The sequence below is a fragment of the Woodsholea maritima DSM 17123 genome (assembly GCF_000382325.1).
GTDB lineage: Bacteria > Pseudomonadota > Alphaproteobacteria > Caulobacterales > Maricaulaceae > Woodsholea > Woodsholea maritima.
Genome location: NZ_KB908056.1, coordinates 196,095 through 221,566, shown reverse-complemented (window position 1 = coordinate 221,566; position 25,472 = coordinate 196,095). Strand labels below are relative to the sequence as shown.

Here is a 25,472-nt window from a genome sequence, read left to right as displayed (position 1 = left end):
GGTCAAAATGCCTCCTGCGCGCTATCAAGCGTGATAACAAACACCGAGGGAGGAAAGAATGCGCCTAATTCTGAAACGCCTTGCGGTTGCGGGCCTGGCGATGGCTGGGGCTGTATTTGGTCCGGGGTTGGCGATGGCGGAAGATCCGGTCATCCCTGAAGGCTGCTATGCGATTTATGACAGTCATGGCAATTGCTTGGCGATTGCCTGTCCTCAAAAACCCAATCCTTTCCGTCGCTGTGATGGATCAGAGGATTAAAAGGGTTTAGACCCGCTTTAAAAAGGGATCTGCGTGAAGAGTGGTGCGCAGGTCCCTTTTCTTTTTGAATTTGTGCAAAGGGTTTAATCTGATTAACCTTGTTGTTACCCTCCTTCGCCAGATTGAGGCTTTAAGAAGTATCCTAACCGTGTGAGCCGCAATGTCGTCTGAGGGAAGTTTCGAACGGGTCCGTGTCCTGATCCTTGAGGACAATAACCATATGTCGACGATCCTGCGTAAGGTCTTGCAAGGGTTCGGCATTCGTCAGATCTATGAAACGCGCGATGCCGCCGACGCCTTTGAGGCGATGCGCAATCACAATCCTGATTTGGCGCTGGTCGATTATATGCTGGGCGATGTGGATGGGCTGGAATTTACCCAGCTGGTGCGCACCGCATCGGATAGCCCGAATAAATATCTGCCTATCGTCATGGTGTCCGGCCATACCGACCGCTCACGCGTGATGGAAGCGATTGCGGCCGGGGTGAATGAATATCTTGCCAAGCCGGTGCGTCCGATTGACGTTTATAATCGCTTGGTGGCCCTTATTGAACGTCCGCGACGCTTTGTGAAGGCCCCGACCTATTTCGGCCCCGATCGTCGCCGGCGTCAGGATCCGCGCTATACCGGCCCATGGCGGCGCGCCACAGATAAGCAGAATATGAGCAAGGACGACGATGTCGACTTTGGTTGAGTAGCTTGCTTTTCAAGAGTATTTTTAAAAGTTGGCCGGTTTTATAGAGTATGCTTCATTAATAAGGCTCCCTTATATAGAGAATTTAAATTTACTTTTTCTCCTTTGAGGGTAAATTGCAAGATCATCAATGGAGAAACACATGATCAGTTTAATTGCAGTGAGCCTTCTAGCGTCAGTGACCTTCAACCCTAGTGATGTAACATCCGGTGAGGTCCTAAGTTCTGCTGTAAACAGTTCGCAGATTGCCTACTTATCGAGCGATGAAATAAGCGCGCGGCTTTTGGCGAATTATGAGGATTTTCCTGTCTGCCATGTTTTTTCAGCGGACCCTGAAGGCCAGGAATGTATCTTCGTAATTTGTTATGATCACAATACGGGTAGCTCTTGGACTGAGAGCTGTGATGAAAACGGTTATTGAGGGTTGGGGGCCGAAAGGCCCCCTTGTTATGTCGGCTTGGCGGGTGGGGTTTGGCCTGTGACCCAGCTGAGGTCCGCTGGCCAGCTGAGATAGGTTTGGCTGGAATTCCAACTGGGCGCAGCGCTGAGGCAATCACCGGCTGCAACCGCGCCGTTTTTGATCCAGATATAATGATCGCTTCCCAGCCCTGTGAAATGCATCCGCGTCCAATCGGGCAGGTAAGGCAAATAGCCGCCATAGGCCCCTGCATCATTGGCTTCATAGGTCCATTCGCCAATCCGGATTGCGCCCAGGCTTTGGCTATCGGCTCCGATGCCAAATTGATAAAGCCCGTCTGAGGGCGTTTTGGGATAGTTTTGATACCCCTGGGCCTGGGTGCTGGACAGAATGCCCAGCTTAATGACGCCGTTAGATTGCGCCTTGATTAAAGTCTTCAGATTGGCATCTGCATAGGGAAAGCCATAGGCATTGCTGGCTTGATAGACGGCCTTGGCATAGAGATTGCCGCGATTGTCGCTGAAGGGCTCCATGCCGGAGAAGATCCGGCTATCATTCGGGCCATCGGGGCTGAAATAACCTTCATTGATCCCGATGACCAGCCGACGAAAAACTGAATTGGTGATCAGGCGCTGATTGGCGGTGCTGCCGGGATCATTTTCAGCCGTGCGATTTTGCGGATAGCTGACACCATTATACATCAGCTCGCCCCCGCCGCAGCGATAAATGATCTCAGAGGTGAAGTCCTTGCGCTGAATGACGAGTTTATCCTTCGCGCTATCTTGCGAGGTTAAGGTGATCAACGGCAAATCATCATCGGGTTCGCCATCATCGGCCAGGATTTGGGCTTTTTCAAAATAGCCTTTGAAGAGTTTGGGCGGGCCATTACTGGGGCTATCAGATTGGATGGTGATGGGGGTGCGCTTTTTCTCGGTGAGGGCTTTAAGATAGGGCGCGAAGCTGGGATAACTTGCCGGATATTGGGTCGGGGCGGCGATTTTGGTTTCGCCTGTCGTGGTGTTGATGACCGGGGTTTGATCCACCAAAATGGCTTCAACCATGCTGATCAGGCTGGGCGCGCCGGGATCGGCAGCGATTGGAATGCGATAGCCCAGAGAGAACGCTTTACCGCTATCAGCTTCAGTCCCGGATAGGATGAGGGGTAAGCTGATCTCATCAACGGCGGTTAAATTGATCCAAACCGGTGCGTTGGGGCTGACTTTGGTGAGCTCGATCCAGCCATAGTCCAGACTGCCCGTGGGCAGGGGCGGCGGGGTGAAGGTGTCGCGTGCAATATAGAGCCGTCCGATTTGTATCGTCTCAAAGCTGATCGCCTTTTTGGGAATGTCATTCAGCTTTGTCACCGTATTGAGCGCGATGCCTTTAAGGCCCGTTACGGATTTCGCGGTCAGGAGGACATAATAGCTAAGGCCCTGATCGCTCGTCAGGCCTTGATACTTCACCTGAATGGATGTGCGGGTAGAAGGGGTGAACATAAAAACTCCACGTGTAAAATCTGACCTTTCGATCAGATGGTCACGCACCCCTGGGGAGTATCGCTAGGCTGATTGGCGCCGATTTGCAATCTAAAGTTAAGGTTTCAGCGCGGCGTTGACGCGCTCAATATCCGCATCGCTTGTACACCAGCTGGTGACGAAGCGCGCGGATCCATCTGGCCAGCCATAAAAGCCGATCCCGGCTTGGCGAAGGCGTTCGGCGATGGGGGCGGGCATATGCACGAACAGCTCATTGCCTTCAACCGGATGGGCGAAGCCGATCTCGCCTTGGCTTTCAAATATCGCTTTAAGGTCCAGGGCTTTGGCATTGGCGTGACGGGCTAGATCCAGCCAGAGATCATCCTTTAACCAGGCTTCGTATTGTGCGGCGATAAAGCGCATTTTCGGGGCCATATGGCCTGCGCGTTTCTGGCGCGCTTGCAGGCGGGCAAAGCGGTCTTTGACGCTGGGGAAAAGGATGATCGCTTCGGCCCCTAAAGCACCGTTCTTGGTGGCCCCCATGCAGAGACTATCGACGCCAACCTTCCAGGTGAGCTCTGCCGGGCTGAGGCCATTTGTCACCAAGGCATTGGCAAAGCGTGCGCCATCCATGTGGATTTTGAGCCCGGCGGCTTTGGCCGGTGCGATCAAAGCGTCCAATTGATCCCGGCTATAGGCGCATCCGGCTTCATTGAGCTGGGAGAGGCTTAAAACTTGCGGCGGGGCGGCATGAAGAAAGTCACGCGGCCATTGGGCGAGGGCCGCTTCAAGGCTTTTGGGGTCAATTCGGCCATGCTCACCGTGAAGGGGGATCAGCTTGGCCCCCTGGGTGAAAAATTCCGGCGCGCCGCGTTCATCGCGGTGAATATGCGCTTCATCATGACAGAAAATGGCACCATCCGGGTCAGCCAGGATGGAAAGTGCCAAGGCATTGGACGCGGTGCCGGATATGACGAAGAGCACCTCAAGGTCTGTCTCGAAGATCTCACAAAGCTGAGCCTTGACCCGCGCACTGATCGCATCGGCCCCATAGCTGGGCGCAAAGTCCGTATTGGCTCGCGCGATGGCCTCAATCAAGCTGGGATGGGCCGGGGCGGTCGTGTCAGACAAAAAGCTCATTTAATTGCCCTCATTGGGCGAGGTCAGCTCGCCATAGGTACCGCCTTCGGGCAGGGTGATGCGCTCGCCATTCGGATCTTGATATTTCCAGGGGCTGGTTGGCGCGGTGAGATAGCCCAGATTATCAACCTCGCCATACATGTCGCGCAAGACCCGGCGCTGGGTCTGGGGCGTTTCGCGCAATTCGCGCTGGGCAATATCTTTCTCGGTGAACCAGCGTTCCAGGAAAGAGCCGTTTTGCCCATTTTGGCGCAAGAAAATCGCCCGCTCCAGATCGACCAGGAATTGCGGGGCCTGCTCGCCAAATTGAGTGAGGGCATAATCGGCCAGGCGCGCGGCTTCGGGATTGGCACCGGGCGGGCATTCAGCCGCTTCGCGCGTTGCATCAGAGGAGGCAAGGCACAGGCTCTCACTGACCGTATCGCCGCTCACGGGTCCGAACCCGGTGAGCGGGAAATGAGAAATATCATAAGGGCTGCGTGCGCGTGCTGCGATGTCGGCAAAGCTGGGCTGCTCGCCGCGTGCCTGGCGCGCGGGCGGTTCTTGCAAACCTGTGGTTTGAACCGGCGTGGCCACAGGGCCGGGGCTCAAGCTGGCGGCGGGTGCGCCGCCTGCGCGTGATGCTGAAGACGTAGTTGAGGTTTGCCCCCCTTGGGTGGTGCGTGCATTGGCCTCGCGCTCGGCCTCATCATCCGCGCGCCCTGTGGTTTGCAGCAAGCTAACATCTCTTTGGCTTTGGGCTGGGGCGATGGGTTCCTCAGGGGCGGCGATGTCGGGGGTTTCTTCTACGCTGGGTGAGACGGGTTCCGGCTCGATTGTCGGCTCGGCCTCCAGGTTGGGCGTTTCAACGCGCTGCGTTGTATCGCGTGTTGTGATGTCGGCGCCTTGACCTTCACCTGCGCCTTCGCCCGATCCGTCTCCGGTGCCATCCCCGGTTCCGCTCACATCGCGCACAGGGCCTAAGGGTGTTTGATCACTGGTCAGATCGTTGAACGGTGTTTCGCTGGTCTCAGGGTGGGTGCTGGTGAAGCCTTGGGCGCTATCGGCCAAGGTCGGCTCAAACAAGGGGGCATCGCTTTGCGCATTATCTCCGCCAGCAATCGTATAAAGGCGCACATTGATCGCGCCGCCCCCGCCGCCGCCCTTTTGTCCTGGGATCAAAGGTGGAGCCATCAATAACAAAGCCGCAGCGCTGATATGGATCAGGCCGGTGACGCCATAGGCGATGCCGCGGCGCTGCCCGTCCGGGGTGCGCAGCGCGGTGAGGGTTTGAACAAAGATCTCTTCCACATCCCTAGACATGGCCGAGGCTGCGCGCGTCTTCAATTGAAAAAAGCGTTACAACTGATCTTTGTTACAGTGCGGTGAAATCCGCGTCGCCTGAAAGCGCGCCAGCGCAAAAAAGGCAAAAGAAGCAGCCAGTAAGCCGATGGAGAAAAAGATTTCACCGCTATGGGCCATTGTCGTTGGACCTTCTACGAAGACCGCGGCATTCGCCGAGGAAAACAGGCAGAAGCAAGCAATCATCGCCAGCGCCGCCATTACAAAACTGATCAAAGAGCTCAGATGCACACTGCGCTCATTCTGTGTCCCGTGGGCCATTGTCTATTCCCCATGTCCGATGTCCGTGTGTGCTATATTAGCGAGCACTTCGTCGCTAAAGGGGCGCGAAAAAGGCCATGTCGCGGCGAATTGCGGCGTGAATGTGCCAAGGCCCTTGGAAGCGCGCAAAGAGAGGTTTAGGGTGCGCACACTTGTCTTCGCACGCGCATCAAACGCGCCTTCACCTTTAAAAGAGATGCCCCATGTCCACGACGATCCAAACCTCGGATGCCCTGTCTCGTGTTAAGCCTTCTGCGACCATTGCGGTGACGGAAAAGGCGCGTGAGCTCAAGGCCAAGGGGGTTGATGTGATCGGGTTGGGTGCCGGAGAGCCAGATTTCGACACGCCCGATCACATTAAAGCGGCCGCCATCGACGCGATTACTCGCGGTGAGACCAAATATACCGCGACCGATGGTATTGCTGAGCTGAAAGCCGCCATTGTTGAGAAATTCAAGCGTGATAATGGTCTGACCTATACGCCTGCGCAAATCAATGTCGGGCCGGGCGGTAAGCCGGTGATTTATAATGCGCTGCTCGCGACTTTGAACCCCGGTGATGAAGTGGTGATCCCTGCGCCTTATTGGGTGTCTTACCCGGAAATGGTGCGCATGTGCGGCGGTGAGCCGGTGATTGCCACAGCGACTTTCGAAGAAGGCTTCAAGCTAAGTCCGCAAAAGCTCGACGCGGCCATTACCCCGCGCACCCGCTGGCTGATCTTGAACTCGCCGTCTAACCCCACCGGGGTCGGCTATACGGCGGATGATTTGAAAGCCCTGGCCGAGGTTCTGCGTCGTCACCCTCATGTCATGATCATGACCGACGATATGTATGAGCATCTGGTCTATGACGATTATAAATTCGCAACCATCGCGCAAGTCGCCCCTGATCTTTATGACCGCACCTTGACCATGAATGGCGTCTCTAAAGCCTATTCGATGACCGGTTGGCGGATTGGCTATGCGGGTGGTCCAGAAAAGCTGATCTCGGCGATGCGTAAGGTGATGACCCAGACGACATCTAACCCGTGCTCGATCTCGCAATGGGCCGCGGTCGCTGCGCTCAATGGCTCGCATGATTTCTTGGTGCCGCGCAACGAAGCGTTTAAACGTCGCCGGGATTTGGTGCTGGCCGATATTGCCGCCGCACCGGGTTTGAGCGCGCCGACCCCAGAAGGGGCTTTCTATGTGTTCGCCGATTGCTCTGGCGCGATGGGTAAGACCACCGCCAAAGGCCAGAAGATCACCAATGATCTCGATTTCTGCGGCGCGTTACTGGAAGATGAAGGCGTTGCGGTGGTTCCCGGCGTGGCCTTTGGCGCGGAGCCAGGCTTCCGCATTTCTTATGCGACCTCTGATGAGGCCTTGATCGAGGCGGGCAAGCGTATTCGCCGCTTCTGTGAGGGTTTGACGGCTTAAGATACGCAATACGAGGTATAGTGTCGCACTATACCTCTTAATCAAACGATTTATTGGCTTTATGGCTCATCAGAGCCTATATCTCTGGTGTAGAACAGGTCGGGCCAACACGGCGCGGCATACCGTACAAGGAGACCTCGTCATGAAAATCAATATGGGCTTAACTGAAGACCAGCGTAAAACCATGGCAGAAGCGGTCACACAATTGCTGGCCGACACCTATGCGCTTTATTTCAAGACGCATGCCTATCACTGGAATGTCACCGGTCCGCGTTTCCATGATCTTCATGCGATGTTTGAAGTGCAATATACTGAGCTGTGGACCGCAACCGATGACATCGCAGAGCGTATCCGCGCACTAGGTTTCAAAGCGCCGATTTCCTACACCGAGATGGTGAAGTCGGCTTCTATCGAAGTGGACACAGAAACGCCTTCGGCCGATCAGATGGTCGCAAATCTAATCGCCGGTCATGAGCAGGTTGTGCATACCGCGCGCGCCGCTCTGAAATTGGCGGGCGAGCATGAAGATGAGGCAACGGCAGATCTGGTGGCCCCGCGCGTGACGGCCCACGAGAAAACCGCGTGGATGCTGCGGGCCACTTTGGGCTAACACGCTTCTGATACTAGAGTTTAAAAACGCTCACCCTAGGGGGTGGGCGTTTTTTTGCATCTCATGGGCGGGTTTTATTTTAGAAAATCATAAAGAAATGCATCCATTCGCGCTTTGACACTCATCTTGGAGGTATCAACAAGGAGACGGTCAATGCTGCAACAGACATCAACGGATCTTGACGTTCAGGATCAAGGCATAAAGCCAAAGCGAAGTGTCGCTTTGGTGGAGCTTATATTTTTCATTACTTTAGCCTTAGTCAGTAAAGCGGTGCTCGCTATTTTTATCTGGCGTTATGCGGGGCCTGTATCCCTCATCGCCCTCTTGGGCGTTTTGGGGGTTTATTTAATCTGGAAAAAAGAACCTTTTTCGCATTTGGGTTTGCGTGATCTTTCAAGTCTTAAATCCATGGGGCTGCTTATCCCTCAAGCTTTATTGTGTGTCGTGGCCATTCTGGTCACCGGCGGGGGCATCGCCGTTGTGGGTGAAGCCATGGGCATTCCCGCCTTCCAGACGGTGCCAGAGGGCATTGAAGAGCGTTTTGGCGAGATTGCCGGGAATTTAAACAAATATCTGCTTTGGATGGTCATTGCCTGGCTGGGTGCGGGCCTGGGCGAGGAGATCATGTTTCGCGGCTTTCTGATCACCCGGTTTGAGCGTGCCTTCCGGGGGCTGCCCTTGGCCAATGTCCTGGGTGTGATTGCGGCGGCGACACTGTTTGGTATGGGCCATATGTATTATCAGGGCCTGCGCGGTTTGATCACCACGGGCGCGATCGGCTTGATCCTGGGGACATTGTTTTTAGTTTATAAGCGAAATATCTGGCCGCTGGTGATTGGCCATGCGCTGGTCGATAGCTTGATGTTCACCGCGCTCTACACCGGGGCGGATATTTAAGCTCAACAGATCGCTAGAAAAAAAAAGAGCCAGGCTGCCTCAGCAGACTGGCTCAGTCTAGCATACCTGATCGGGGAGGAGACGGGTATGCGCAAAAGGGGAAGACAGCGCCGCTGTCGTCGAGGGGGGTTATACGCATATCCATGCATGACCAGAAGAGATGTTTGGGTAGGGGAGCTATGCATTTTTGCGGCAAGCTGTTAGGGTTTACCAATTGTGACGCAAAGCTGACAGTTGTTTAACGCTTTCTTTACAGCTGGGCGACGTCCCAATTTTTGATCTCCAGCATCAAAAATTCACGGAAAGCCGCAATGCGCCGCGATCCCTTTAACTCATTGGGATATACAAAGAAAATCTCAAAAGGGGGGCCTAATAAATCAGGCAAAACTGGCTTTAACATCGCATTTTCGCGGGCGACATAATCGGGTAAACCGGTCAAACCCAGCCCCGCTTCAGCCAATTTAACCATGCCATTGATCGTATTAATTTCAATCGCAGGTTTGCGTGGTCCTTGCTGCTCGCTGCGGCCAATATCCAAAATCCAGTTGAGATTTGGCAGGGGGGCATGCTTGCGCGGGCCATAGGTGATGAGATCGTGCTTACCCGAATCAAGATCAGCCAGGCTTTTGGGTTCGCCCAACCGGGCAAAATAGGCCTCAGATCCATAAAGATGCTGGGGCACTTCCATGACTTTACGTTGGATCAGATCATTTTGGCTGGAGGCCCACGGTCTTACCGCGCAATCGGCTTCCAGATTGGCAAGATCCAGCTCGTTATCGACAAAGATCAGGCGCAGATTGATGCTGGGATACATCGCCTTGAACCGGGTCAGGCGCGGGGCAATCCACAATGCGCCCAGGGCCGTGGGCGCCGTGACGCGTAACAGGCCCGAGGGTTCATCGCGGCAGTCTTGGACCTGAACCTCAGCAAAGGTAATCTGGGTTGACACCTGGCGGGTAGTTTCATGCAGGATCCGGCCCGGCTCCGTCACGATCAGACCGCGCGCATGACGGTGGAACAGCTTAATGCCCATATCCGTTTCCAGCGCGGAAATCTGACGACTGACCGCTGATTGCGAGAGGTTTAAGGCCTCTGCCGCACCGGTCAGCGAGCCCGCCTCAGCGGCAGCGTGAAAGGTTTTGAGTTTGTCCCAATCCATTTGGCAGTCCCCGTCCCATGGTACGCTTGTGAACAAGTCGCCTGGGCTTATGTCATCTTGGTATGAAAAGAAGCTTAGAGGCGAATGCTCATGCCGTCAGCAAGAGAATTGCGATAGGCGCGCCAGGCTGGGATCATGCCCAGCAGGCCGGCGGCCAAGGTGACAATGCCGACGAGGGCCAAGTCATTGAGGTTTGGGCTAAAGGCGGGCAGGGCAAAGCCGTATTCAGCTTCAACAATGGGCGCGGTTATATATAATCCGCCATAGGTCAGAAGAAGCCCCGTTACGGCCCCCAGCGCGGCGAGAATGCCCGCTTCACTGACCAGTAAAACGAAAATATGGCCTGGGCGTGCCCCCAGTGCGCGCAGAATCGCCATTTCACGGCGGCGCTCATTCAGGCTGGTGAGGATCGAGATTAAAATTGTAATGAGACCCGAGGCAACCACGAAGGCTGCCACAATCGTCAAAGCTTTTTCTGCAATGGAAACAAGGCCCCACAGCTGGGCCAGGGCGAGGCCCGGAATGATGGCCTGTAAAGCTTCTTGCGGATAGGTATTGACTGCGCGCTGCAGGCGTAGGGCCGCAACGGGGCTATTAAGCCCCACCAGGAAGGCGGTGATTTGATCGGGCTGCAGGGCCTCAAGATCATAAGCCGCTGCGTGATCATCACCCTCTGGCTCGCCCTCATGGCTATGATCGTGGTGGTCCATATCCATGCCGCGCCCGGTGGGGCCTGCGACATGGATGGCCTCAATGGCTTCCAGGCTGACGAAGAGTGAGCGATCAAGCGGCGTTCCCGTCGGCGCGAGAATGCCGACCACCGTGAAGGGGTTATGGTCATGCTCAATAAAGCCCACCTCGCCCCCGCCATGGGCTAAGACGAGGCTATCGCCGAGATCATAGCCCAAATCGCCCGCGACACTGGCCCCCAGGACGACATCGAAAAGCTGGTCCAGCGCCTGCCCCTGTTCAAAACGGACCTGACGATTATGACCATATTCATAGCGCGCGAAGAGATCATTATTCGTGCCGACCACGCGATAGCCGCGATGCGAATCGCCCAGGGACAAGGGCACGGTCCATGCCACGCCGGGGGCGTTGGCGACGGCCTGATAGCTATCCCAGGTGATATTATTGGTGGCATCGCCAATATGAAAGACCGAATAGAGCAGCAAATTCACCGGGCTGGAGCGTGCGCCAACAATCAGATCGGTGCCGGATATGGTGTTTTCAAAGCTGTCGCGCGCGCCATCGCGCACCTTTTGCACGCTCAAGAACAGGCAGACCGCAATGGCCACCGTTAACACCGTTAAAAAGGCGGTCAGGCGGCGGTTAAAGACCGAGCGCAAGGCCAGGGTTGTGATCGGGGCGCGGCTCATGCGGCGCTCCTATTGAGCTCTTGCAAGATCACCGTGCGGTCAAAATGCTGCGCCAGTGAGGCGTCATGACTGACGAAGAGCAGGGCCGCACCGGAATGGGCGCACTCGTCTTTGACCAGCTCGATAAAGGCATCGCGGCTATCGCTATCAAGGGCCGAGGTTGGCTCATCGGCCAGCACCAGCTTGGGCCGCCCGATCAGCGCGCGCGCTGCGGCCACCCTTTGCTGTTGCCCGACGCTGAGATCACGGGTTTTCGCATGCCAATAGAGGGCAGGATCCAGACCCAGACGGGCCAGAATGCGCTGGCCTTCCTTCGTCGGGCCGCCATGCTCAAGGCAGGCGCGATGGCGCGCGGAGGAGAACTGCGTGGGGAGCAGGATGTTTTCCGCCACGGGAAGATAAGGCAACAGGTTAAACAGCTGAAAGATGACGCCCATATGGCTGGCGCGCAGATCATCACGGCGCGCGGGCGAGAGCTGGGCCAGATCCTCACCGGCAAATTCAATCGAGCCCGCGCGGGCACTGAGAATGCCGGAGATCAGGCCCAGAAGGGTTGATTTGCCCGAACCGCTGGCCCCTTTAAGGAAGACTTTTTCCCCGGCATCGAGCGCAAAATGCGCGATGTCGATCACGCGCGGACCCCGGCGTGTATAGGAAAATTGCAGATCACAAAGACGAAGCGCAGGCGAAGACATGCGTTACTGAGTAACGTAGGTTTCGGCCTGCGCCAAGTGAATTATGCGGTGTTAAGCGGCGTTGGCTTCGGCTTCGTGCGCGCTTTCGTGCGCAGCGAGATAGCGCTCCGCCTCCAGGGCAGCCATACAGCCCATGCCCGCGGCGGTAATGGCTTGGCGATAGACATCATCGGTGACATCCCCGGCGGCAAAAACCCCTGGAATATTGGTCGCGGTGCTGTCGGGTTGGGTTTTCAGATACCCGCCTTCTTTCATGTCCAATTGACCGGCGAACAGCGATGTCGCCGGGGCGTGACCAATGGCGATGAAGACGCCGTGCGCGGGCACGTCTTTGATCTCATCGCTCAAGACATTGCGCAATTTCACGCCCGTCACGCCGCGCGGATTGTCTTCGCCGACCACTTCTTCCAGGGTGCTGTCCCAGATCACTTCGACCTTGGGATGCTTGAACAGACGTTCTTGCATGACTTTTTCTGCACGCAGGCTGTCACGGCGGTGCACCAGGGTCACTTTGCTGGCGAAATTCGTCAAGAAGAGCGCTTCTTCGACGGCGGTATTGCCGCCGCCCACAACAACGACCTCCTTGCCGCGATAGAAGAAGCCATCACAGGTCGCACAGGCCGAAACGCCAAAGCCTTGATAGGTTTGCTCTGAGTCCAGGCCCAGCCATTTGGCAGACGCCCCGGTCGCGATGATGACAACATCGGCGGTGTAAATCGTGCCGCTATCGCCGGTCAGCTTGAAGGGACGCTCTTCCAGCTCAGCTTTGACGATGATGTCGGAAATAATCTCGGTGCCCATATTGACGGCCTGATCCTTCATTTGATCCATCAGCCAAGGGCCTTGGATCGGATCGGCGAAACCGGGATAGTTTTCAACATCGGTGGTGATGGTCAATTGACCGCCTGGTTGCAGGCCCGCAATCAAGACCGGTTCCAACATGGCGCGCGCGGCATAAATGGCGGCGGTATATCCGGCCGCGCCGGAACCGATGATCACAACTTTCTGGTGACGGGTCTCGCTCATGCTGGCCCTTCCTTTCTTGTCTTGCGCGCCGCCCCCGGCAGGCGCGATAGCTCTTACGATCTTGGGCCTAAAGGTCAGGCTTTTGGCCCATCATTTCAAGTAGGCGCTGTGCCACACGTTCAGTTTCGCGAAGCGGGCTATAGGTCCAGTCTTCAAGCTGGCCCAGCCAGGGGCGAACACTGCCATGGCCTTCTAACTGCTCATAAAGGCGAGTGAATTTGCTGGGCTTACCTTCCAGCGGCAGGCGGTAAACCGGTGTGCCAGTGGCCGCAGCCTCGGTCAACATATTGGTAGAATCTTCAGTGACGAAGATCCAATTGGCGCTCGCCAAGAAGGCAAAATAGGGGTTCGGCCCCTCACCCTCGTGCAGCCAAACGCGAGAATCATCCATGAAGCGGGTTTTTAAAAGCCCCACAAATGCCTCAGGTGTGCGCCGCGAAGTGGTGATCATCAAGCTCGCGCCCAGATCGCGCAAATCCTCCAAGCGCTCCAACAGATAATGGCCGACCGCCGGGGTGAAATGATGATGCTTGCTATCACCGCCAATCAGCACCGCAATGCGCGGCCCGGCCAGGGTCGCGATACGGGCCTTGAAAGGCTCAACCCCATCTTTCAGACGCGCCGGGGTGACGCGATTGGGCGAGCCCAAAATCGGTAAAACATTGGGGCCTTTGAGATCATCATGAAAGGGCGGCACGATCAAATCAAACAGCTCATGGCCCGCGCGCGGATCTTGAACATAGACGAATTTCGCCTTGGGAAAGGCGCGTTTATGCAAGCGCGCGGCGCGCACGGCTGCGCGTCCGCACCCGATCCAGATATCGGGCGCGATGGAGCCTGGATCGGGAATGGCTCCCGTGCGGGGCACTTGGATCGGCATGATTTGCAAGGCCATCTTGCGGGCCAAAGCCTCGCCCAGGCCCAGGGCCTGATTCTCGATGCCCCGGCGGCCATCGGACACGACAAAACAGGTTTTATGATCTGCACTCATGGTTTTGGTTGAACGGCTTTCTACGCCCAGCGTCAAGTCATCTCCTCATGGAGGGTTGACGAATATCGCGAGCGTGTTACATCTGTAGCAATGTTATGACGAGGTAGACATGCAAACGGCCCCTAGCCCCAGTGAAATGGCGATTTTGAAAGTGCTCTGGCATCATGGGCCACAAAGCGCGCGTGAGGTGCAAGATCAGATCGGGGCCGCGCAAGACTGGTCCTATTCCACCACGCGCACGCTGTTAACCCGGATGGCGGAAAAGGGCTTGATCGCGCGTGAAGCGGTGCATGGCCTTGCGGTCTTCACCGCGACGTACAGCAAAGCCAAGGTGTTAAGCGCCATGGTGCGGACATTTTCGGCTCAGGTTTTCGATCTGGACGCCCCGATTGCCGCGTCAGCCTTTGCTGAGAGCCCCCTGTTGAGCGCCGATGATCTGGCCGAGCTTGAGGGCCTGTTGAACGAGCCCACATCGCAAGGGGAGGGCGCATGAGCGATCTTCTCCTCGCCCTGGGCCTCAGCCTTCCTATTGGGGCGCTGAGTTATGGCGCTTTAAGCCGTTTAAATGGGGGATCAGAGCCGCGCCGCGAAAGCCTGTGGGCGCTGGGCCTTGTCAGCGTAATGTTGCCGCTGCTCTTGATGAGTGTGTTGCCGGGGGTCATGGCGCATCTGCCGCATCCTGGCCCTGTGATGATGGGCTTTGATACGCCTGAGCCTTATGTCTTGAACGTAAAGCCTGGACCGGCGGTGTCTGCATCCGGCCTGTCTGTGCCTTGGTCCCTTCTTGGGGTCAGCCTATGGGGCCTGGGCGGGCTTATGCGTTTCGGGTTGGAAGTGCGCCGCGAGCTGCGCCTGATCGCGCTCCTACGCGCTGCCATACCTGCACCGCAGGAAATGCAAGATCAGCTAAGCGCTTTGTCATCACGCCTGGGGCTGGCGAGGACTGCGCGCCTGGGTCTGATAGAGGGGCGTTTAAGCCCGTTCACCTGTGGCCTGGGATGCGCGCAGATCATGATACCGCGTGCGGTGTATGAGAGTGTATCGCGTGATCAGCTCGCCCTGATCCTGGCGCATGAGTTGAGCCATATCTGCCGTAACGATTGGATCAAAACGCTTGCGCTGCGCCTGATCGGCTGCGCGCTGTGGTTCAACCCCTTTTGGTTCGCACTCGAGCGCCAGCGCCGTGTGGGCGTTGAGCAGGCCTGTGATCGTGCGGCCTTGAAACTGTTTTCAGATCAGACAGAGGTGCGCCGCTACGCCCGTACCTTGCTGGACGTGGTGCGGGTCGGTTCGGGGATCTCGCCTGCGATGGGATTTGGCGTAGATAGTAAAAAGGCTTTGACCATGCGTTTGACTGCGCTTTTAAAACCGACCCCGAACCGAATGGGCCTGATGGCCGCGATCAGTGTGTTTCTGGCCGGGGTGATGACCCCGCTGGCGCTTGCCCAGATCAGCTATATCTATCTGGCGGCTTCCGGCCCGGTGGCCTTTACCGCCAGCCCCTTGGTGGGGGAAACTACCTCGCGCTTTGGCCCGCGGGATTTACCGCAGCTGGATGTGCCGCGTTTCCACCGCGGTCATGACATCAAGGCCGCTGAAGGCACTGAAATTATCGCACCTGCGCCGGGACGGGTGATCAAAACCCAAGCGCATGAGCGCTATGGCAATCTGTTGGTTTTAGACCATGGCGAAGGCTGGCAGACCGTCTATGCCCATATGCAAGGCTTTGCGGTGAGCGAAGGCGATAGCGTCCATGTCGGCGATGTCATTGGCTATGTCGGCACGACGGGATTGTCGACCGGGCCGCATCTGCATGTCGAAGTCTATCATAATGGCGAGGCCCTGGATCCGGCTGAGCATCTTCCCGGTTTGGCCCGATAGAGCCCGAACCCCTATCATCAGGGCCAAACAAAACCCCCGGCGTAAACGCCGGGGGTTTTTGCTTGATCGCGAAAAAGGCAGGGACGGAGGAAGGGGTTAGACCCACTCCACCTTCAAGATCTCATAGGATTTGACCCCGCCGGGGGCGTTAAACTCGACAATATCGCCGACCTCTTTATTGATCAGCGCACGCGCGATCGGAGATGACAGCGAGATTTTGCCCGATCTTACATCGGACTCATCGTCGCCGACGATTTTGTAGCTGGCCTCTTCCTCGGTATCTTCATCGATCACCGTGACCGTGGCCCCAAATTTTACTTGATCGCCGCTCATCTTCGACACATCGATAACCTGGGCGCGCGCCAGCTTGTCTTCAAGCTCTTGCACGCGGCCTTCGATATAGCCTTGGCGCTCTTTCGCAGCATGATATTCAGCGTTCTCAGAAAGATCGCCATGCTCGCGGGCTTCAGAGATAGCCGCAATCACTGCGGGACGTTCCACAGCTTTCAAGTGTTTGAGTTCATCGTCGAGGGCCTGGTGACCCTCAACGGTCATTGGAATTTTGTTCATGAATGTTCGTCTCGCTTTAACGAACGCAGGAGATTAGCCCTGCAGGAGTGGCGCGATCAAGTCATTACTTACGATAGGATTGCAAGGGGCGCGGTTCAAGCTCTCCTGCGTCAATCGCTGCAAGTGATTTCACAGCTGCACGGCTGGCCGAGGCCGTCGTGTAGCAAGGTACCCGCATTTCCAACGCTGTACGGCGAATGGAGTAGCTGTCAATTTGTGACTGTCGCCCTTCGGTGGTGTTGAAAATCAACTGTACTTCACCGTTCTTGATGGCGTCAACGATGTGTGGACGCCCTTCAAAGACCTTATTGACGCGTTTGACCTCGACGCCCGCCTCTTGAAGGGTGGTTGCCGTACCGCCCGTGGCCATTAACGTCAGGCCCATTTGTGTCAGCATGCGGCAGGGCTCGATCATCGCGGCCTTATCGCTGTCCTTCAAGGACACGAAGACGCCGCCGGTACGCGGCAGCGCCACGCCCGCCCCCAGCTCCGCCTTGGCAAAGGCAGCTTCAAAGCGGGTGTCGATGCCCATCACCTCACCGGTTGAGCGCATCTCAGGGCCCAACATCGGGTCAACATTTTGGAAGCGCGCAAAGGGCATCACGGCTTCTTTGACGGAGATATGCTCAGGGTTGGTTGAGGGCAGGGTGCAGTCTTTCAACTTGGCCCCCGCCATGACTTTGGCGGCGATCGCGGCGACAGGCCCACCCAGGGCCTTGGCGACGAAAGGCACGGTGCGCGAGGCGCGCGGATTGACCTCGATCAGGAAGATCTCGCCGTCTTTGACCGCGAACTGAACATTCATCAGGCCTTTAACGCCGATGGCCATGGCCAGCGCTTCCGTTTGACGCTTCAACTCTGCGATTATCTCATCGCTCAAGGAATAAGGTGGCAGCGAACAGGCGCTATCGCCCGAGTGCACGCCGGCCTCTTCGATATGCTCCATCACGCCGGCGACCCAAACCTCTTCACCGTCACAAATCGCATCGACATCGACTTCAGAGGCGTCGGTCAAATAGCGGTCGATCAAGAGCGGCGTATCGCCAGAGACATTGACGGCGTCGCGGATATAACGCTCCAGGCTTTCGCTATCGCGCACGATCTCCATCGCACGTCCGCCCAGGACGTAAGACGGGCGCAGTACCAGCGGGAAGCCCAAGGTTTTGGCCGCTTCACGCGCACCATCTTCGGATTTGACGATGGCATTGGGCGGTTGCTTCAGGCCCAGCTTGTCGAGTAGCGCCTTGAAGCGCTCGCGGTCTTCAGCCAGGTCAATCGCGTCCGGCTGAGTGCCCAGGATCGGGATCCCGGCCTCTTCCAAGGCGGCGGCCAGTTTCAACGGCGTTTGACCGCCATATTGCACGACGACGCCCAGCAATTCGCCATTGGAGCGTTCGGTCTCGATCAGCTCCAGCACGTCTTCGGCGGTCAGCGGCTCGAAATACAGCCGGTCTGCCGTGTCATAATCGGTAGAGACGGTTTCGGGGTTACAATTGACCATGATGGATTCGATATCCATCTCGGCAAAGGCAAAGGCCGCGTGACAGCAGCAATAGTCAAACTCGATCCCTTGACCGATCCGGTTCGGACCACCGCCCAGAATGATCGCCTTCTTGCGATCGCTCGGCTGGGCTTCATCTTCAGGTTCAGCAAAGGCCCCAGGCACTTCATAGGTGGAGTACATGTAAGGGGTGACGGATTCGAACTCCGCCGCGCAGGTGTCTACCCGCTTATAGACCGGGCGCACGCCCAGGGCGCGGCGATGGGCCCGTACGGCCTTTTCGCTCTGACCGGTCAGCTTGGCCAGGCGCGCATCGCCAAAGCCCATGGATTTGAGCTTACGCATCGCTTCGGCCGTATCCGGAAGGCCCAGGGTAGAAAGATCTTCCTCTACCTGGATGATCTCTTCGATTTGACGCAGGAACCAAGGCTCATAGGCGCAGGCATTGTGGATCTGCTCGACGCTGAGGCCCGCACGCAAGGCTTGAGCGATCACGCGCAGGCGATCCGGGGTGGGCTGGGCCAACAGGCTGAGAACGGCTTGGTGACGACCCGCGCCATCTTCGGCGCTGTCATAGCCGGGGATCTCAATCTCATCGAGACCCGACAGCCCGGTTTCCAAAGAGCGCAAAGCCTTTTGTAGCGATTCCTGGAAGGTGCGGCCCATGGCCATGGCTTCGCCGACAGACTTCATCGAGGTCGACAGCTTGGCTTCGGCGCCTGGGTATTTCTCAAAGGCAAAGCGTGGAATTTTAGTTACGACATAGTCAATCGTCGGCTCAAAGGATGCTGGCATCGCCCCGCCGGTGATTTCGTTGTCGATCTCGTCGAGCGTATATCCGACCGCCAGCTTTGCGGCGACCTTGGCAATCGGAAAGCCGGTGGCTTTTGAGGCCAAGGCCGACGAGCGTGACACGCGCGGGTTCATCTCGATGACGACCATGCGGCCATCTTTGGGATTGACCGCGAATTGGACGTTGGAGCCGCCGGTTTCGACGCCGATTTCACGCAAGACCGCAATCGAGGCCGAGCGCATGCGCTGATATTCTTTATCGGTCAGGGTCATGGCCGGGGCGACGGTGATCGAATCACCCGTATGCACACCCATCGGGTCCAAGTTTTCGATCGAGCAGATGATGATGCAGTTATCGTTCTTATCGCGAACGACTTCCATCTCATATTCTTTCCAGCCCAGAACGGATTCTTCGACCAGCACTTCATTGACCGGGCTGGCATAGAGACCCGAGGCAATGATCTCGCGGAATTCTTCGATATTATAGGCGATACCGCCGCCCGTACCGCCCAGGGTGAAGGACGGACGGATCACGCAGGGAAGGCCCAGCTCTTCCATCACAGTTTCAGCTTCGATCAGATTATTCACGGTGCGGGAGCGTGGGGATTCCAGCCCGATCTTATCCATGGCCTGGCGGAAGCGTTCCCGGTCTTCGGCCTTGTCAATCACATCGGCCTTGGCCCCGATCATCTCCACATTGAAAAGATCAAGAACCCCGCGGCGCTCCAGCTCCAGCGCACAATTGAGCGCGGTTTGCCCGCCCATGGTCGGCAGCAGCGCATCGGGGCGCTCTTTCTCGATCACCTTGGCGACCATCTCCGGCGTGATCGGCTCGATATAGGTCGCATCGGCCAGATCCGGGTCCGTCATGATGGTGGCGGGGTTGGAATTGACCAGGATCACCCGATACCCTTCCGCGCGCAGGGCTTTCACCGCCTGGACGCCAGAATAGTCAAACTCACAGGCTTGGCCGATAACGATGGGTCCAGCGCCGATGATCAGGATGGATTTCAGGTCAGTTCTTTTGGGCATGGGCTTGGCTCACGTGCGCGCGCCCTCGCATACCGGGGCCCGAGGGGCGGGACCAAGCGCGAAGGTGTATGGAAATAGATCGTGAGCGGAAGGCTTAACCCGAAAATGCTGGCTTGGCGAGGGGGGAGGCCAGTGATTTTTGATCCCATAACACTTGGACGAGGGGTGGGTATGACTGCAGGTCCCTAAGGGGATGATGTCTATGGACATAAAACTGGCGTGATCTTGGCGCATGACTGGCTTTGCGCCGGGCGCAAGCTGGGGTATGAATTCATATATCTATGATGAAAATTAAAGTAAAACTTTAATTTCTGGGGTGTGCTTTGGTCACGGCAATGCTAAATTCGAACTTTCCTTCAGGCCGTATGAAATGGATCGCGCGCGTACTGAAAGTTTCATCCCTGATTTGGATTTTAATTCTGGTGGCGTCTCACCTGGCCGGATTTGTTTACACGCAAACCTTTTTGGAAGTGGCTTTTGATTATCCTCAACTCAGTCAAACCGTGGGCCAGATGGGTCTGGCCGCGCGTGTTGGTTTAGCGGTGATTATGTGTGTGGCCTGTGTGCCAGCCTTGGTAGGGCTATGGTATGTTCGCAAGTTTTTTCAAGCGGTTATTGATGGCGACCCTTTTACGATTACGGCGATTCGCAGTTTTCGGATCTTTGCTTTGGGCGTTTTGATCTCAGCGTTGTTAGAGCCCATCCAAGGCAGCTTGGTGATGGCCTATATCACCAGTTTTTCCCCGATCGCGGATACGGTGTGGATGGTGGATCCTTCACTTCGCCTGTTGTGGCAAGCCGGAGTTGGGCTGATGTTTATCTGGTTTAGCTATGCTCTTGAGATTTCCAAAGTCCATCAAGATGAAGTGGATAGCTTTCTTTAGATGCTGGTGTCTCATCCCCCCCAACTGGCCATGATGCGCATCATTGCCCGCATATTGCAGGCTATCATCGCGATTGGCTGTGTCGCCCTGATCGGTTTGCGGCTTTATGACTGGTTCTGGGACTTACCCACGGGCACCCTGTTCTGGGATGTGCCGGGGGTTGTGATCGACCCCAGCTGGTTCACGATAAAGGTCCGGCTGATCGGTCTGGTGTTGGATAGTCTTTCAGATGCGATTTCGATTTATGGCTTGATGAGAATATTCTTATACTTTCAAAGCAGTATCACCGGTGCTTTATTTTCTTTGAAAGCCATTCAGGCGTTTCGCGCCTTTGCGATGTGCATTTTAATTTCGGCCATTCTTGCGCCCTTTACACGAGCAGCCGTCATTGTGTGGATGAGTGTCAACGCGCCTGAGGCCGAAGGTGTGATGTCCTTGATGTTTGGCAGCAACACCCTCTGGGAAGTTTTTGTCGCGGGCGTGTTCTTCTTGATCACGCATATGCTGGTGCGGGCTCAAAAAGCTCAAGAAGAAGTGGAAAGCTTTTTGTAATCGATGCGTATTGTCGTCAATCTCGATGTTATGCTGGCCAAGCGTAAGATGCGGTCCAAGGAATTGGCCGAAGTGATTGGCGTGTCTGAACAGGCGCTATCCCAGATCAAGACCGGGCGCATCAAGGGCGTGCGCTTTTCAACACTGATCGCGATTTGCGATACGCTTGATTGTCAGCCCGGTGATATTTTGGAGTTTGTCCGCGAGGAGGGAGCCGCAGCCCCCACCCTCGAGGGTGATAATTAGTGCCGCATACTAGAAGTTCGACTTCACACCAAACCAGACCAGGCTTTGGGAGCCTTCATCGCGGCGGTGATTAGGCTCAAAAGTTTGGCGCAGCGATACACCCGCATCCAGGCGATCATTAATGGCCCAGCGATAACTGGCTTCCATGGATAGTTCGCGTCCTGATGGGGTCAGGCTGGCGGTGCGGGTTTCATAGACCGCCAGATCAGTTTTACGATCAACGCTAACGGCAATATCGGCGCGCACGCTGCCGCTTTCTACGCGAAGGGGTTGAGCCAGTGTGACGCCAAAGCGTCCGCCCATGAAGGCGCGATCGGCCCCAAAGCTCCAGGCGCTGGCCCACACATCCTCGTGAAGCTGAAGCCCGGCGGGCAGGGTGAGGTTGGCATTGGCCATCTCAAAGCGTGCAGCCCCTTGCCACCCGGCGGGCAAATTGCCGTGCCATTGGAGGGCGGTGAAAGTGGAGCGGGTGTGATCGTCTTCGCCGAAGCGGGCCGCAAAATTGCCGCCCAGCGCGCGGTCACGCTCTTGGGCTTGGCCGACTTCAAAGCCGATGGCTTGATCATCGAAATGATAGGTCAGGGCCGCCGCACTGAAGCCTTCACCGTCATGACCGGCCGCGCGCAGCGACACGGTCAGATTGTCAAAATCATACCCCACAGCCACCCAATCGCGTTGATCGGCGAGGCTGGCCGCCGCGCCCGTGAAATGGGTGCTGGAAAGGTGAGATTGACCCGCGCCCGGTAGCGGCGCGCGCGGCGCAAAGCCACGGCCCGCCTCCAAAGTCAGATCACCTTGGGAAAAGCGGATCATCATATCGGGTTGAGCCTTGTTGAGCTCTTCGGGCAAGTTTTTAAGCGGATGGGGACGATCTTCATCCAGACGTAAGGTCACGCCTAGCGGGCCTGCGCCTACGGATTTAACCTGCGCCAATTGCTGATGGGCCGCGTTTTCAAGTATCGCAACACTGGTATCGGCGGAGGCTTCAGGCGCGGCAGGATCGAAGGTGAAAGGCCGATTATATTTATCGCGCAATACCGAAGCGGCAAACAGGCCACTGTTCCAGATCCAATCGCCGCTGGCCCCTTCAGGGCGGGCAAACACAATATCGGTGGACACGGGCGCTGAACTTTTGGCCATCGCGACATTGGTGGTTCCTAAGGGGCGGAAGGCCGCTTCGAGATCAATCAGGCCGCGGCCATAGGTCGAATCCGCGCCCGGTGAACCCAGATCGCGCGCGCTCTCAAACAGGATGTCGAGCGCGTCATTGCCTTGCAGGTTCGGGAAAGCATCTAAGATCAGCGCCAAGGCCCCAGCGACATGCGGGGCGGCAAAGGATGTGCCACTGGCGCGCACATAATCTTCGTCGAGATAAGGGGTTTCAACCCTTTCACCGGGTGCCACAAGAAAATAATTTTCATAGCCTTGGGCGCGATAAGAGAAATCTGAGATGACGCCATTATCATCGACAGATCCGACGGCGACCGCAAATCCGAACGCGCCAGAATCGCCGGCAAAGGTCGCGGGGAAAGACGGGCTCGGTGAGGGGGTGTCTTCGTCATCACCTTGGTTGCCCGATGACACGACGATGAAAATGCCCTCATAAACAGCACGGCGCATCGCGGCAAAGGTCGCGGTGAGATAATCTGAACTGCTGGATTCTCCGCCGAGAGAGAGATTGATCACTTTGGCCCCATGCGTGCGCGCATAATCAATGGCTGCCGCAACATCGGTGTCTGTGAAATTACAGCCCTCACCGCCATCTTCTTCGCAACTGCCAACCTCGTCAGTGCGGATGGCAAGGATCTGAGCATTATAGGCGACCCCATGTGCACCCTGATTGTTCTTTAGTGCGGCAATAACTCCGGACACAGCCGTGCCGTGACCATCGATATCCGTCACGCCGCGATTGGCGACAATATCGGTTGAGGCTGAGGAAAACTGTCCCGCTAGATCGGGATGGGTGCGGTTGGCCCCGCTATCGATGACAGCAACCAACACGCCTTCACCGCTGGCCCCTTTGGCATAGGCAGAGGAGGCGTGAATGACACCGAGGCCGTCTTGGTAATTATACTCTGCCGTCTCGAATGCACTCGCGGGCGGTGGCGGTGGCGGAGGGGGCGGCGGAGGAGGGGGGGGAGGTGGCGGCGGTGGGGGAGGCGGCGTGATCACGGGCGTGCCCCCAGAGGAGCCGCCCCCACCGCCACATCCTGCAACGGCCAAGGCCGCGGTGGTGAAAACCGCACTCAACAAAATCCGACGCAGCGACATGGCATTCCCCTTATGCCTGTGCGCGCTTACAAAAAGACGCGCGACAGATTAACTATAGCGCGTCTTAGCTGAGGTGTAATTTAGAAAAGACTAATTTTAACGCGCCTTGATAGCCTCAATGAAACCCTCAAAAACATTGAAAGAGTCTTGCGGGCCAGGGCTGGCTTCAGGGTGGTGTTGTACGGCAAACACAGGCTTGTCGTTCAGCTTGAAGCCACAATTCGTCCCATCAAACAAAGAGATATGGGTCTGTTGTGCGTTGGCGGGCAGGCTGTCACCATCCACGGCAAAGCCATGGTTCATGGAGACGATTTCCACCTGACCGGTATCGAAATTCTTCACCGGATGGTTTGCGCCATGGTGGCCTTGGGCCATTTTCAACGTCTTCGCGCCCAGGGCCAGCGCCAGCATTTGATGGCCCAGACAAATGCCCAACATCGGAATGTTTTTGTCCAAGAGGGCGCGCAGGGTCTCCAACGCATATTCGCCGGTCGCCGCTGGATCGCCGGGGCCGTTAGAAACGACAACACCATCCGGGTTTTCAGCCAATACCTCTTCAGCCGAAGCCGAACCCGGCTTGACCACGACATGCGCACCCGCAGAGGTCAAACGACGCAGAATGTTCGACTTCACGCCATAGTCGAGCACGACGACTTTGGGTCCGTCTTCAGGGCCATTTTTAAAGCCATTGGGCCAATCCCAGTCGCCTTCTTTCCAATCACCTGCTTCCTCGCGCGTCACATCACGGGCCAATTCCTTGCCTTCCATGGTGGGCGCATTTTTGGCGAGGGCTTTAAGGGCCTCAATATCGAAGTGACCGTCTTTGGCGTGCGCGATGGCGGCGATCTGCATGCCCTCAACGCGTAGCTTACGGGTCAGCGCGCGGGTGTCGACGCCGGTGACGGCGATGATGCCGCGGGTGAGCAGCCATTCATTGAAGGTTTGGCTGGCGCGCCAGTTGGCCGGCGCGGTGATTTCAGATTTCGCGATCATGCCGACGGCGGCGCGTTGCGCGCGCCCACAACTGGCCTCTTCATCTTCACTATTCGCCCCGACATTGCCGATATGCGGAAATGTGAAGCATAAAATTTGACCCGCATAAGAGGGGTCAGCCAGAATTTCCTGATGCCCGGTCATGGCGGTATTAAAGCAAACTTCGCCAAGGGCTTGGCCCGTTGTGCCTGCGCCAAATCCGCGATAAACCGTCCCGTCGGAAAGCACGATTAAGCCTGTGGCAAGGGGGCTCGTGGTAAGAGTTGAACGGTCCTGGTCTTGATTCTTGATCGTATCCGGCATATTTGCCCGCTCCTTAGTGCACCGCCTGTGACGTTCCGCTGGGATCAGCACTGCCCCGCCTGGGGGCAGATAAACGCGCGGACGGTAAGGGAGTGATGAAGCAAGGTCAAGTTCTTAGCTTCGCAAAAATACGGTTGGATTTTTAAAGGGTTAGCAGAAAATCACTGCGCAAGCCCTTGAGGTTGGAAAACAATGTCAGTGCGCGAGCAAATTACGCAAGATGTAAAAACGGCGATGAAGGCCAAAGATAGCCTTCGCGTGGGCACCTTGCGGCTCATTCAAACTGCGATCAAAGACCGCGACATCGCGGCGCGTGCCGAGGATCGGTGCGAGGGATGTGAGGAGAGTGAAATTCTCTCCATCTTGCAAAAACTGGTGAAACAGCGTGAAGACAGCGCTCAGACCTATGAAGATGCGGGCCGTCTGGATCTGTCTGAGCGTGAGCGTGAAGAAGCCGAGATTGTGCGCAGCTATCTGCCTGTGCCGATGAATGAGGCTGAAATTAAAGCCGCGGCCCGCACCGTGGTCGATGAGCTGGATGCGTCAGGCTTGAAAGATATGGGTAAATGCATGGGCGCATTGAAAACGCGCTTTGCCGGGCGGATGGATTTTGCCAAGGCTGGGGCCGAAATTAAATCCCTTCTGGGCGCACACGCCTAAGCGATTGCCACCTTCAGCAGTAAA

General features: G+C 56.6%; 25 protein-coding genes. 12 read left to right on the top strand and 13 right to left on the bottom strand.

The window, feature by feature from the left end; all coding sequences use genetic code 11:
* Positions 1–58 precede the first annotated feature (58 nt).
* From H151_RS0101120 to H151_RS15105, 3 genes are all read left to right on the top strand, one after another.
* A complete protein-coding gene (locus H151_RS0101120) occupies positions 59–259 on the top strand; it encodes a hypothetical protein (RefSeq protein ID WP_019959777.1) in 201 nt (66 codons plus the stop codon).
* A 160-nt stretch (positions 260–419) separates the two neighbouring features.
* Entirely contained in the window at positions 420–953 is a 534-nt protein-coding gene (locus H151_RS0101115; RefSeq protein ID WP_040758261.1) for a response regulator, read from the top strand.
* Positions 954–1,095: 142 nt separating this feature from the next.
* Positions 1,096–1,374: a hypothetical protein gene (locus tag H151_RS15105; RefSeq protein WP_019959775.1), complete on the top strand. Its 279-nt coding sequence runs from the start codon at positions 1,096–1,098 to the stop codon at positions 1,372–1,374.
* A 26-nt stretch (positions 1,375–1,400) separates the two neighbouring features.
* Here H151_RS15105 and H151_RS0101110 read toward each other — a convergent pair whose 3' ends face one another.
* From H151_RS0101110 to H151_RS0101095, 4 genes are all read right to left on the bottom strand, one after another.
* On the bottom strand, positions 1,401–2,867 hold the full coding sequence (locus H151_RS0101110) for a glycoside hydrolase 64/thaumatin family protein (protein WP_019959774.1): 1,467 nt from the start codon (positions 2,865–2,867) through the stop codon (positions 1,401–1,403).
* Positions 2,868–2,963: 96 nt separating this feature from the next.
* On the bottom strand, positions 2,964–3,986 hold the full coding sequence (locus H151_RS0101105) for a threonine aldolase family protein (protein ID WP_019959773.1): 1,023 nt from the start codon (positions 3,984–3,986) through the stop codon (positions 2,964–2,966).
* Positions 3,987–5,288 carry a hypothetical protein gene (locus tag H151_RS0101100; RefSeq protein ID WP_156823329.1) on the bottom strand — a complete coding sequence of 434 codons (1,302 nt, stop codon included), beginning with the start codon at positions 5,286–5,288 and terminating at the stop codon, positions 3,987–3,989.
* Between the two features lie 36 nt (positions 5,289–5,324).
* The gene (locus H151_RS0101095) at positions 5,325–5,558 is read right to left on the bottom strand and encodes a hypothetical protein (protein ID WP_156823328.1); all 234 of its coding nucleotides are present in this window, start codon (positions 5,556–5,558) and stop codon (positions 5,325–5,327) included.
* Between the two features lie 233 nt (positions 5,559–5,791).
* Here H151_RS0101095 and H151_RS0101090 point away from each other — a divergent pair, with 233 nt between their 5' ends.
* From H151_RS0101090 to H151_RS0101080, 3 genes are all read left to right on the top strand, one after another.
* On the top strand, positions 5,792–7,006 hold the full coding sequence (locus H151_RS0101090) for a pyridoxal phosphate-dependent aminotransferase (protein WP_019959770.1): 1,215 nt from the start codon (positions 5,792–5,794) through the stop codon (positions 7,004–7,006).
* Positions 7,007–7,148: 142 nt separating this feature from the next.
* Positions 7,149–7,616: a Dps family protein gene (locus H151_RS0101085; RefSeq protein WP_019959769.1), complete on the top strand. Its 468-nt coding sequence runs from the start codon at positions 7,149–7,151 to the stop codon at positions 7,614–7,616.
* Between the two features lie 153 nt (positions 7,617–7,769).
* Positions 7,770–8,513: a CPBP family intramembrane glutamic endopeptidase gene (locus tag H151_RS0101080; protein WP_019959768.1), complete on the top strand. Its 744-nt coding sequence runs from the start codon at positions 7,770–7,772 to the stop codon at positions 8,511–8,513.
* Positions 8,514–8,763: 250 nt separating this feature from the next.
* Here H151_RS0101080 and H151_RS0101075 read toward each other — a convergent pair whose 3' ends face one another.
* The 5 genes from H151_RS0101075 to H151_RS0101055 all read right to left on the bottom strand — a co-directional run bounded on the left by H151_RS0101075 (position 8,764) and on the right by H151_RS0101055 (position 13,799).
* Positions 8,764–9,672 (bottom strand): LysR family transcriptional regulator, encoded by a 909-nt coding sequence (locus H151_RS0101075; RefSeq protein ID WP_019959767.1) that lies wholly within the window; start codon positions 9,670–9,672, stop codon positions 8,764–8,766.
* A gap of 74 nt (positions 9,673–9,746) precedes the next feature.
* The gene (locus H151_RS0101070) at positions 9,747–11,051 is read right to left on the bottom strand and encodes an ABC transporter permease (protein WP_019959766.1); all 1,305 of its coding nucleotides are present in this window, start codon (positions 11,049–11,051) and stop codon (positions 9,747–9,749) included.
* Entirely contained in the window at positions 11,048–11,746 is a 699-nt protein-coding gene (locus H151_RS0101065) for an ABC transporter ATP-binding protein (RefSeq protein ID WP_019959765.1), read from the bottom strand. The genes H151_RS0101070 and H151_RS0101065 overlap by 4 nt, the downstream gene beginning before the upstream one ends.
* A gap of 51 nt (positions 11,747–11,797) precedes the next feature.
* Positions 11,798–12,772 carry a thioredoxin-disulfide reductase gene (gene trxB, locus H151_RS0101060; protein ID WP_019959764.1) on the bottom strand — a complete coding sequence of 325 codons (975 nt, stop codon included), beginning with the start codon at positions 12,770–12,772 and terminating at the stop codon, positions 11,798–11,800.
* Between the two features lie 67 nt (positions 12,773–12,839).
* Positions 12,840–13,799: a mitochondrial fission ELM1 family protein gene (locus H151_RS0101055; RefSeq protein WP_019959763.1), complete on the bottom strand. Its 960-nt coding sequence runs from the start codon at positions 13,797–13,799 to the stop codon at positions 12,840–12,842.
* A 73-nt stretch (positions 13,800–13,872) separates the two neighbouring features.
* Here H151_RS0101055 and H151_RS0101050 point away from each other — a divergent pair, with 73 nt between their 5' ends.
* Together H151_RS0101050 and H151_RS0101045 are read left to right on the top strand one after the other, a co-directional pair.
* Positions 13,873–14,256, top strand: coding sequence for a BlaI/MecI/CopY family transcriptional regulator (locus tag H151_RS0101050; RefSeq protein ID WP_019959762.1), 384 nt, complete (start codon positions 13,873–13,875; stop codon positions 14,254–14,256).
* Entirely contained in the window at positions 14,253–15,644 is a 1,392-nt protein-coding gene (locus H151_RS0101045; RefSeq protein ID WP_019959761.1) for a M23/M56 family metallopeptidase, read from the top strand. The genes H151_RS0101050 and H151_RS0101045 overlap by 4 nt, the downstream gene beginning before the upstream one ends.
* 96 nt (positions 15,645–15,740) lie before the next feature.
* On the opposite strand, the gene greA is transcribed toward H151_RS0101045, so the two are convergent.
* On the bottom strand, positions 15,741–16,214 hold the full coding sequence (gene greA, locus H151_RS0101040) for a transcription elongation factor GreA (protein ID WP_026353748.1): 474 nt from the start codon (positions 16,212–16,214) through the stop codon (positions 15,741–15,743).
* Between the two features lie 64 nt (positions 16,215–16,278).
* A complete protein-coding gene (gene carB / locus H151_RS0101035) occupies positions 16,279–19,539 on the bottom strand; it encodes a carbamoyl-phosphate synthase large subunit (RefSeq protein ID WP_019959759.1) in 3,261 nt (1,086 codons plus the stop codon).
* 365 nt (positions 19,540–19,904) lie between these two features.
* On the opposite strand from carB, the gene H151_RS0101030 reads away from it, so the two are divergent.
* The 3 genes from H151_RS0101030 to H151_RS0101020 are packed head-to-tail and all read left to right on the top strand — an operon-like array spanning position 19,905 to position 21,221.
* Complete coding sequence (locus H151_RS0101030; RefSeq protein ID WP_019959758.1) at positions 19,905–20,423, top strand: hypothetical protein; 519 nt, start codon at positions 19,905–19,907, stop codon at positions 20,421–20,423.
* A complete protein-coding gene (locus H151_RS0101025; RefSeq protein WP_019959757.1) occupies positions 20,424–20,975 on the top strand; it encodes a hypothetical protein in 552 nt (183 codons plus the stop codon).
* A gap of 3 nt (positions 20,976–20,978) precedes the next feature.
* The gene (locus H151_RS0101020) at positions 20,979–21,221 is read left to right on the top strand and encodes a helix-turn-helix domain-containing protein (protein WP_019959756.1); all 243 of its coding nucleotides are present in this window, start codon (positions 20,979–20,981) and stop codon (positions 21,219–21,221) included.
* Positions 21,222–21,230: 9 nt separating this feature from the next.
* Here H151_RS0101020 and H151_RS0101015 read toward each other — a convergent pair whose 3' ends face one another.
* The gene (locus H151_RS0101015; RefSeq protein WP_019959755.1) at positions 21,231–23,492 is read right to left on the bottom strand and encodes a S8 family peptidase; all 2,262 of its coding nucleotides are present in this window, start codon (positions 23,490–23,492) and stop codon (positions 21,231–21,233) included.
* 96 nt (positions 23,493–23,588) lie between these two features.
* Positions 23,589–24,788, bottom strand: a complete 1,200-nt coding sequence (gene carA, locus H151_RS0101010; RefSeq protein WP_019959754.1) for a glutamine-hydrolyzing carbamoyl-phosphate synthase small subunit — start codon at positions 24,786–24,788, stop codon at positions 23,589–23,591.
* A gap of 192 nt (positions 24,789–24,980) precedes the next feature.
* Here carA and H151_RS0101005 point away from each other — a divergent pair, with 192 nt between their 5' ends.
* Positions 24,981–25,448: a GatB/YqeY domain-containing protein gene (locus tag H151_RS0101005; RefSeq protein WP_019959753.1), complete on the top strand. Its 468-nt coding sequence runs from the start codon at positions 24,981–24,983 to the stop codon at positions 25,446–25,448.
* Positions 25,449–25,472 lie beyond the last annotated feature (24 nt).

What these genes read in the sequence shown, in the direction of transcription:
- carB (WP_019959759.1), bottom strand. Translation starts at nt 19,539, where the DNA reads ATGCCCAAAAGAACTGACCTGAAATCCATCCTGATCATCGGCGCTGGA.
- H151_RS0101045 (WP_019959761.1), top strand. Translation starts at nt 14,253, where the DNA reads ATGAGCGATCTTCTCCTCGCCCTGGGCCTCAGCCTTCCTATTGGGGCG.
- H151_RS0101005 (WP_019959753.1), top strand. Translation starts at nt 24,981, where the DNA reads ATGTCAGTGCGCGAGCAAATTACGCAAGATGTAAAAACGGCGATGAAG.
- H151_RS0101030 (WP_019959758.1), top strand. Translation starts at nt 19,905, where the DNA reads ATGAAATGGATCGCGCGCGTACTGAAAGTTTCATCCCTGATTTGGATT.
- H151_RS0101050 (WP_019959762.1), top strand. Translation starts at nt 13,873, where the DNA reads ATGCAAACGGCCCCTAGCCCCAGTGAAATGGCGATTTTGAAAGTGCTC.
- H151_RS0101065 (WP_019959765.1), bottom strand. Translation starts at nt 11,746, where the DNA reads ATGTCTTCGCCTGCGCTTCGTCTTTGTGATCTGCAATTTTCCTATACA.
- H151_RS15105 (WP_019959775.1), top strand. Translation starts at nt 1,096, where the DNA reads ATGATCAGTTTAATTGCAGTGAGCCTTCTAGCGTCAGTGACCTTCAAC.
- H151_RS0101020 (WP_019959756.1), top strand. Translation starts at nt 20,979, where the DNA reads ATGCGTATTGTCGTCAATCTCGATGTTATGCTGGCCAAGCGTAAGATG.
- H151_RS0101115 (WP_040758261.1), top strand. Translation starts at nt 420, where the DNA reads ATGTCGTCTGAGGGAAGTTTCGAACGGGTCCGTGTCCTGATCCTTGAG.
- H151_RS0101090 (WP_019959770.1), top strand. Translation starts at nt 5,792, where the DNA reads ATGTCCACGACGATCCAAACCTCGGATGCCCTGTCTCGTGTTAAGCCT.
- greA (WP_026353748.1), bottom strand. Translation starts at nt 16,214, where the DNA reads ATGAACAAAATTCCAATGACCGTTGAGGGTCACCAGGCCCTCGACGAT.
- H151_RS0101070 (WP_019959766.1), bottom strand. Translation starts at nt 11,051, where the DNA reads ATGAGCCGCGCCCCGATCACAACCCTGGCCTTGCGCTCGGTCTTTAAC.
- H151_RS0101085 (WP_019959769.1), top strand. Translation starts at nt 7,149, where the DNA reads ATGAAAATCAATATGGGCTTAACTGAAGACCAGCGTAAAACCATGGCA.
- carA (WP_019959754.1), bottom strand. Translation starts at nt 24,788, where the DNA reads ATGCCGGATACGATCAAGAATCAAGACCAGGACCGTTCAACTCTTACC.
- H151_RS0101025 (WP_019959757.1), top strand. Translation starts at nt 20,424, where the DNA reads ATGCTGGTGTCTCATCCCCCCCAACTGGCCATGATGCGCATCATTGCC.
- H151_RS0101075 (WP_019959767.1), bottom strand. Translation starts at nt 9,672, where the DNA reads ATGGATTGGGACAAACTCAAAACCTTTCACGCTGCCGCTGAGGCGGGC.
- H151_RS0101105 (WP_019959773.1), bottom strand. Translation starts at nt 3,986, where the DNA reads ATGAGCTTTTTGTCTGACACGACCGCCCCGGCCCATCCCAGCTTGATT.
- H151_RS0101110 (WP_019959774.1), bottom strand. Translation starts at nt 2,867, where the DNA reads ATGTTCACCCCTTCTACCCGCACATCCATTCAGGTGAAGTATCAAGGC.
- H151_RS0101120 (WP_019959777.1), top strand. Translation starts at nt 59, where the DNA reads ATGCGCCTAATTCTGAAACGCCTTGCGGTTGCGGGCCTGGCGATGGCT.
- H151_RS0101080 (WP_019959768.1), top strand. Translation starts at nt 7,770, where the DNA reads ATGCTGCAACAGACATCAACGGATCTTGACGTTCAGGATCAAGGCATA.
- H151_RS0101100 (WP_156823329.1), bottom strand. Translation starts at nt 5,288, where the DNA reads ATGTCTAGGGATGTGGAAGAGATCTTTGTTCAAACCCTCACCGCGCTG.
- trxB (WP_019959764.1), bottom strand. Translation starts at nt 12,772, where the DNA reads ATGAGCGAGACCCGTCACCAGAAAGTTGTGATCATCGGTTCCGGCGCG.
- H151_RS0101015 (WP_019959755.1), bottom strand. Translation starts at nt 23,492, where the DNA reads ATGTCGCTGCGTCGGATTTTGTTGAGTGCGGTTTTCACCACCGCGGCC.